Source organism: Holdemania sp. 1001302B_160321_E10 (assembly GCF_015552275.1).
Classification (GTDB): domain Bacteria; phylum Bacillota_I; class Bacilli_A; order Erysipelotrichales; family Erysipelotrichaceae; genus Holdemania.
The window spans coordinates 1-4,597 of the sequence record NZ_JADNEM010000058.1 but is presented as its reverse complement, the minus strand read 5'-3'; the positions used below and the strand labels follow the sequence as shown (position 1 = coordinate 4,597).

At 47.4% G+C, this 4,597-nt stretch carries 11 protein-coding genes; all 11 read right to left on the bottom strand.

Going from position 1 to position 4,597, the window contains the following annotated elements; genetic code table 11:
* The coding region (locus I2D94_RS17760; RefSeq protein WP_229056953.1) for a hypothetical protein at positions 1 to 347 on the bottom strand (347 nt) is incomplete at its 3' end.
* A complete protein-coding gene (locus I2D94_RS17755) occupies positions 344 to 631 on the bottom strand; it encodes a hypothetical protein (protein ID WP_072685753.1) in 288 nt (95 codons plus the stop codon). The genes I2D94_RS17760 and I2D94_RS17755, both read right to left, overlap by 4 nt.
* Before the next feature lie 98 nt (positions 632 to 729).
* Positions 730 to 1,110, bottom strand: a complete 381-nt coding sequence (locus I2D94_RS17750; protein WP_195397867.1) for a DUF6096 family protein — start codon at positions 1,108 to 1,110, stop codon at positions 730 to 732.
* A 13-nt stretch (positions 1,111 to 1,123) separates the two neighbouring features.
* Positions 1,124 to 1,537 carry a phage tail tube protein gene (locus tag I2D94_RS17745; RefSeq protein WP_195397866.1) on the bottom strand — a complete coding sequence of 138 codons (414 nt, stop codon included), beginning with the start codon at positions 1,535 to 1,537 and terminating at the stop codon, positions 1,124 to 1,126.
* A gap of 15 nt (positions 1,538 to 1,552) precedes the next feature.
* The gene (locus tag I2D94_RS17740) at positions 1,553 to 1,909 is read right to left on the bottom strand and encodes a hypothetical protein (RefSeq protein WP_195397865.1); all 357 of its coding nucleotides are present in this window, start codon (positions 1,907 to 1,909) and stop codon (positions 1,553 to 1,555) included.
* The gene (locus I2D94_RS17735) at positions 1,906 to 2,436 is read right to left on the bottom strand and encodes an HK97-gp10 family putative phage morphogenesis protein (protein WP_195397864.1); all 531 of its coding nucleotides are present in this window, start codon (positions 2,434 to 2,436) and stop codon (positions 1,906 to 1,908) included. Before I2D94_RS17735 ends, I2D94_RS17740 begins: the two co-directional genes overlap by 4 nt.
* Positions 2,433 to 2,756, bottom strand: coding sequence for a hypothetical protein (locus I2D94_RS17730; protein ID WP_229056952.1), 324 nt, complete (start codon positions 2,754 to 2,756; stop codon positions 2,433 to 2,435). The genes I2D94_RS17735 and I2D94_RS17730 overlap by 4 nt, the downstream gene beginning before the upstream one ends.
* Positions 2,722 to 3,048: a phage head-tail connector protein gene (locus tag I2D94_RS17725; RefSeq protein WP_195397863.1), complete on the bottom strand. Its 327-nt coding sequence runs from the start codon at positions 3,046 to 3,048 to the stop codon at positions 2,722 to 2,724. The genes I2D94_RS17730 and I2D94_RS17725 overlap by 35 nt, the downstream gene beginning before the upstream one ends.
* Positions 3,045 to 3,353, bottom strand: a complete 309-nt coding sequence (locus I2D94_RS17720; RefSeq protein WP_195397862.1) for a hypothetical protein — start codon at positions 3,351 to 3,353, stop codon at positions 3,045 to 3,047. The genes I2D94_RS17725 and I2D94_RS17720 overlap by 4 nt, the downstream gene beginning before the upstream one ends.
* Before the next feature lie 20 nt (positions 3,354 to 3,373).
* On the bottom strand, positions 3,374 to 4,222 hold the full coding sequence (locus I2D94_RS17715) for a phage capsid protein (protein WP_195397861.1): 849 nt from the start codon (positions 4,220 to 4,222) through the stop codon (positions 3,374 to 3,376).
* Between the two features lie 15 nt (positions 4,223 to 4,237).
* A partial coding sequence (locus I2D94_RS17710) for a DUF4355 domain-containing protein (RefSeq protein ID WP_195397860.1) occupies positions 4,238 to 4,597 on the bottom strand: 360 nt, incomplete at its 5' end.

The following is a 4,597-nucleotide window of genomic DNA, read 5'->3' as shown; positions in this document are numbered from 1 at the left end:
TCCGACATGCCGAACTGATCGATCGCTTTCTTTGAGAAATTCTCAACCATATAAGCCATGTCACCAAACGCCGTATCGACGACGTTTTGCACCTCCTGCAGATCACTGGCCATCTCGATTGCGGCTGATCCTACTTTCTTAAGAGAGGTGACAACGGCGGTAATTCCTACCAAACCCATGACCTTTTTCATCATTCCGCCGAAGGAATTTCCGATCTTCCCGGTTTCTTTTTTTACTGCGGCTGAGGTTGATGTGAGCTGCTGCTTTACTTTAGCAAGCTCGTTGCGCAGATCCTGGGTCTGCGCTTCGATGATGACCTGCAGCTTTTCAAGAGTGATTCCGTTCATGCTTGGTCATCACCTCCATATTTGCGATTATGCCTGAGCACGAAATCATTGAATTTCGCTTGATACAAAGCCATTTCGTCTTTTTGACGCTGAATTTCATACGCCTCACGCTCTTTTTCAAAAAGCTTCGGGTAAAAATCCCAAATTTGCCGACGCTGAGGCTTGCTGTTTTTATCGCTCCAAATTGTGACCATGCCTTCAAAAATCTGTTCTGCTTGGACAGACAGCATCGTGATCTGCAATTTAAGCTCCTCTGTTTGTTTTTCCTGCCGAGCATCAATCATGTCAATGATCTCTTGCACCGTCGATGCCCAAAAGCAATCAGGAGTGATTCCAAATTTCAGCGCCTGAACATAAAGCTCATTCAGATAGTCAGTAACAGTTAGATATTCTCGCGAACCTCCGCCATCTGGCTGTCCATGACTTCCGTCTGAGCTTCCGAGAAAAAACCGGACACCTGATAGACTGGCAGTACAATGTCTGATAAAAACGCTACTTGAGATCCGCCCTCGTCCAAGTACTGATCGAACAAACTCTGAACCTCTTTATAGGTAACGCCATGGTTGAATTTCTTCATGGCTCCGTGAACAATCGTCAGCATGACTGACAAAGCGGGCATACTGCCGCTGCTTTCCAGCAGAGTCAGCAAATTGCATTTAAACTTTGTTTCTAGTTCTGCGATCGTGGCTGTGTCCAGTTTAAGCCTGTAATCGGTTTCTCCAACAGTCCAGACCGCAAAGGGCTTTCTTTTTGTTTCATTCATTATTTTTCATCTCCTATTCCGTCGGATCCACAACTGTGATCTTACTCTGCAGCGCCATCGACGCTGTAAATTCAATCGCGGCATTCACGCCACCGCCTCCAACTTTGACGTTGACCTGCGCGTCAAACTGATACTTGGTCCCGTCTGGCATCGTCTGCTGGAAAGGATAAACCTTCTTGCTGTCAGCAGCTGCCCGCAGCTTTCGATAAGAGGAATTAGTCGTATTCACATATTTGAACTTATACTCCATGTCCCCGGCATCACCGATTCCCATTTCATACTGCTTCACATCAGCAGCTAAATCGGTGTTATCCACTTTTTCAGGATCCGAACCAAGTTCTGGTACTTCCTTCAACCCTGTCAGATCGGTAAACTCTGCAGCTTCCGCTGTTTCTTTATAGCCTAACTTAATTCCATTGGCAAGCATTCACTTCGCCCCTTTCTATTTCTGATAAACAATCAGGGTATCGTGATCTACGACACCCTCAAAACGCATCATTTTGTGCTTTAAATAAGACTGCTCCGGCACATCCACACTGGATGACCTGTTTAGCCCCAGTCCAGCAAACACCGCATTGACCTGCAGGGCTGCTGCCGTTGTACTGACTTTATCCCAGATATCCACCTTATAACGGATATACGACATGCGTTCTGTGTCGTCGGTAATCTCCTGCGGGATATTTTCCTCTTCTAAAAACTGAATGCAGGGAAACTTCTTCCAGTCATCAGGATAGGTGTCCGTTACATTCTCTGAAATCTTCTTTAATTCCTCGAAGATAATCTTTTTGACATCAATCACTTCGCTGCCTCCTTGATCGCTTTTTTGAGATCCTTCGCAATGTTTTTGTTGATCTGATCCTCGTTATCTTTCAGCGCAGGATACATAAAAGGACGGGCTGGCATACCCTTGGTATAGAAACCAATTACCCTCCCATCCTTTTTGGCAATCCCCAGACCATATTCTTCTGCGTCTTTTTCCGACATAGCGCTGGCCGGAATCATCCAACCCGTTTGTGAGTAGTGCGGATTCAGCTCCGGTGAGATTCCCTCGTGATTTTCTTCTCCCCGCGGCCCCGTTCCGAACTCGACATAAGCGCCATATTCAGAACTGACAGAAACGATAGATTGCACGCCATCCTCTGTTTTCTCTGTTTTGTCGTGTATTCTACGCCGTAGATCACCCGTTTTAAAAGGTACCCGCAAGCGAGCGTCATCCTTAACAAAGCCAGCTGCCTTTTTCATGGACTTGAACAGGACATCTTGAGCATTTTCTGACACGGCATCCAACTTATCCAGCAGCTTTTTTAATCCAACAAGATCGCTCATAGTTTCTTCAGCACAAAAAACTGATGGTTAGCATACCGCTGCTGTGAGATCACTTGATAGTCCGGATCCTGATCCCCTGTACCAAAAACACAAATCCCATCAGTCTCTTTAATCTCCTGATCGCCCTGATAAAGCATGTTCAGCATATACTGCAGCTCCTGACCATAGATCTGTGCCTGCAGCTGTCCACCAGCTGGCCAGATTTCAGCATCAATTTCAACAGGACTTCCCCATGTCGAGTAAGTATTGCCTTCCTCATTTCGAGCTGTAACGTGCCGTTTAAGGCTATACGTCTTGATCCGGCACTGTCTCAAGCGCATGACCGCACACCCTCGCTAATCTATAGGTTTCAATCGCTGTCTGAATCACCTTCGGCATTTCTTCAAAGCTGATGCTGATGCCACCCTCGCTGCGGCTGGATTCGCCTTCCGTGCCCAGCCGGTTGATCATCACTACCGCCAGATCCCGACGTGCAGCTTCTAACGGCGGGATCAACTTCGTGCGGTTAGTCAGGCTCAAGATTGTCTGTTCTGCAGCTTCTAATACAATCGCCACCAGATCAGCATTTTTACAGCCGGTTAACGCAGTGATTACTTCTGCAGGGGTTTTCATGCGCCCTGCTTCTCTTTGATCAGTGCGAGGATCTCAGCTTTGGTCAGGGACTCCGGGATTTCCAGCTGCAGCTCAGCTGCCCAGGCCTTCAGCTCTTCAAGGTTCATCTGCGAAGGTGACTTCTTCTTTTCCTGCTTTGCAGGTTCTGCACTTTCTAAAGCCTTGTTCAGCGTCAGTACCTGCATCAGCCTTTCCTTATCGTCGGAAACCAGATATTCATCCGGTCTGTTTTTGCACCACTTTGCTACATCCGCGTTTCTGCATTCATGCAGCAGCTTGGTTTTTAAATTGTAGATAAAAGCCATAGTAACTCTCCTTTCTCTGCTTATGCTTTGTTGCAAGTTAAGACCGCAATGCACTTGCTCTGCAGCACTTTCGCACCATAAGTATGCAGACCCTTAACGGCATCCGAAAAGCGCTTCTCTGGGCGATAGGCTTCCGTGTTCAGGATCTGTTCCGCATAAGAGCCGGCTTCTGTAGTGCCCGCAATAACCTTGTACTTCGCTCCTTCAGTGTTCGGAACGTTATTCGATACATAAACCGTGAATCCAGCAGCCTTACCAACCTCGCCACCTTCCAGGATCGCCTGATTATAATCCGTGCCATTGCCGACAAAGCGGTCATCCTTCAGCAGCAGACCATGATAAAAGGCTGGAATAACAACCCAGCGTCCCATCTTGGCAACATTGGCTTCCGTCAGCTTCGTGTTCAGATCGACCAGGTAGTCGTAGGCATCAGCCCTGGTTGGAACGATCGGCACATCGTTGGTTCCAATCGCATTATCGGCATGCACATTGATTGCCAGCAAGTTTGCCGCAAAGGCGTCAACAACATCGTTCATCGCATAGGCCGCGCGCTGCATCGCTTTATCCATCAGCTTCGGATTGGTTTGTGCGTTATCCACATCATCCACCGCAAAGTTAAAATACTTCGCCTGGTCGATCTTCAGCTCCTGCTGTTCGCCGGTGATGTCTTCCGGTGCATCGATGTCCGTGCCCTTGGTGTAGTCCTTAATCGACACATCACCAACCTGGTTAATCTTGACGGTATCGCCGAAATTTTTGATTTCACCTTCGTAGTCGCGGTTGAGCAGATTCAGATAAACGTGGCTTTTGTCCAAATGGTTTAGTAAACGAGCACTCCAAATGGTAGGGATAAAATTCTGAATAGACATAATTGTTCACTCCTCCTATTTTTTCATGGACGCGACAACAGCGTCCCAGTTGGCATTGATCTGTTCCGGCGTCATATTCCGTAACTGATCATCGGTGTAAGTTGTTGTGTTGGCGGGAGCTTTCTTCGGTGGCACTCCACCTTTCAGCTTCTCGTTGACCGCAGCTTCCACCGCGGCGTTGTAGGATTTTTCAAAGGCTTCCAGGTTCTTTTTTGTTTCATCCGCGTCCTTGCCAACGACAAAGCTCGCAAGTGCGGCATCAATTCCTTTTCCTGTCAGTTCTTTTGCGGCTTCAACAATCAGCTTTTCATGTTCAAACTTAGATCGTTCAGCTGCAAACTTTTCCTGATCTTTTTTGAATTGATACCGTTCCCG